This window comes from Bacillus sp. (in: firmicutes), assembly GCA_012842745.1.
In the GTDB taxonomy this organism is placed as follows: domain Bacteria; phylum Bacillota; class Bacilli; order Bacillales; family Bacillaceae_J; genus Schinkia.
Genome location: DUSF01000042.1, coordinates 1 through 1,720, shown reverse-complemented (window position 1 = coordinate 1,720; position 1,720 = coordinate 1). Strand labels below are relative to the sequence as shown.

2 protein-coding genes are annotated in these 1,720 nt (G+C 35.2%); both read left to right on the top strand.

Going from position 1 to position 1,720, the window contains the following annotated elements:
- Nucleotides 1-379 precede the first annotated feature (379 nt).
- Nucleotides 380-991, top strand: coding sequence for a Crp/Fnr family transcriptional regulator (locus GX497_11150; GenBank protein HHY73752.1), 612 nt, complete (start codon nt 380-382; stop codon nt 989-991).
- Between the two features lie 73 nt (nt 992-1,064).
- Nucleotides 1,065-1,556 carry an OsmC family protein gene (locus tag GX497_11145; GenBank protein HHY73751.1) on the top strand — a complete coding sequence of 164 codons (492 nt, stop codon included), beginning with the start codon at nt 1,065-1,067 and terminating at the stop codon, nt 1,554-1,556.
- The last annotated feature ends 164 nt before the right edge of the window (nt 1,557-1,720 follow it).

Below are 1,720 nucleotides of genomic sequence, written 5' to 3'. Positions count from 1 at the left end.
TAAATTTAAAGAGGATAGCAGCTATACTATCCTCTAAAAATCTCTTTATATTAATCATTTTACAAGATTTATTATCATGCCAAACAATTAATGGATGTTTATTTGAAAATAAGTTAAAAAATGGTTGCCTTTTTCAGTGGTCTCGGACAGGTTTGGTGTCCCACCTATGAATCTAAAAACATTGCTTAGATTAAACCTTACTTGAATTAAATCTATGACTGGGACACCAAACCTGCCCCCTTGTCCCTCCCTCTTTTACATAATAATCTCCCTGAAATTAAATTTCCGAGAGACTATCTATTCCTGATAAGGTTATACTTAGCGTAAGACTTTTAAACTTAGAATGGTAGATTGATCAATTTGAGAAAGGAGCGAGCATGTGGAGTCTTTACTTTCATACTTCCCTTCGCATATAAGAGAAAAGTGGATTAATCAAGAAAAGAAAACATATAAAAAAGGAGACTTTATTAGGACACCTGCTGGTAACAATATTTTTGTTTTGACTGACGGTGTTGCTCAATTATTTTATATAAATCCTGACGGAAAAGAGTGTGTCATCGATTTATTCCACTCTGGTGATTTCATAGGAGTATTAGCGATGTTTTCACCAAGTAATCGTACGCTTTACGTCCGAGCGTTAACACCTATTTCAATCATCCCGCTTCCTATTTCAGAAGTAAAGGACATTTTATTACAATCTCCAGAACTCACCTTTACCTTCCTTGAATATGTGACAAAAAAGTTTGGCCGAACTCTCGATGTTTTAGAGCAGGTAGCATATGGAAAAGTAGAAGACCGCCTCTTATATTTACTAGAGCGCTTGGCAGAGGAAGAACAAAACGGATATCGCTCCCTCCCTAGTTATTTAACACACCGTGATATCGCAGCGATGATTGGTTCGACCCGGGAAACTGTTACTTCTCTTTTAAACCAATTTTTATTAGATGGTCGATTGTTAGAAAAAAATAATCAGTTTTGGCTAAAAGTGTAAGCGTCCTTACATCTTTTTTTAAACATACCTTATATAGTATATATGACCAACAAAGTACAAGGAGGAAACAGACATGAACGGAATTAATTTTGAAAAAATGAAGCAAACGATTACAGCTATTCAAGCAAATCCTGAGCAAAAAATTGTCAAATGGCATGCTAGTGCTTCGTGGGAAAACGGTGTAAAAAACGAGATTTGCATTCGTGATTTTGCACCTTATTATACAGATGAGCCTAAAGTTTTAGGTGGAACAGATGTCGCCCCAAACCCAGTAGAATATTTAATTGGCGCAGCCGTAAGTTGTTTTATCATTACCTTTGAAGTGTTAGCAAGTCAAAAAGGAATTAAACTACAAAATGTAAGGGCGGATATTGAAGCTGATTTGAATGCCGCTGTTTTCTTAGGCATTGAAGAGGGTGACGGAGGCATTTTAAATCCTGTTATCACACTTAACACAAAAACATCAGCAACGAAAGAAGTTATTGAAGAGATTGTAAATGAAGCTCTACTAAAATCCCCTGTACTTGTAAGCTTACAAGCGACTATGCAAGTGATTGTAAACTAAATGGGACAAGGGGACAGGTTGAGACCACTGAAAAAGTCAACCATTTTTTAACTTATTTTCAAATAAACATCCATTAATTGTTTGGCATGATAATAAATCTTGTAAAATGATTAATATAAAGAGATTTTTAGAGGATAGTATAGCTGCTATCCTCTTTAAATTTA

Excerpts from the sequence above, each read along its gene's own strand:
- GX497_11145 (HHY73751.1), top strand. The coding sequence starts at position 1,065 with ATGAACGGAATTAATTTTGAAAAAATGAAGCAAACGATTACAGCTATT.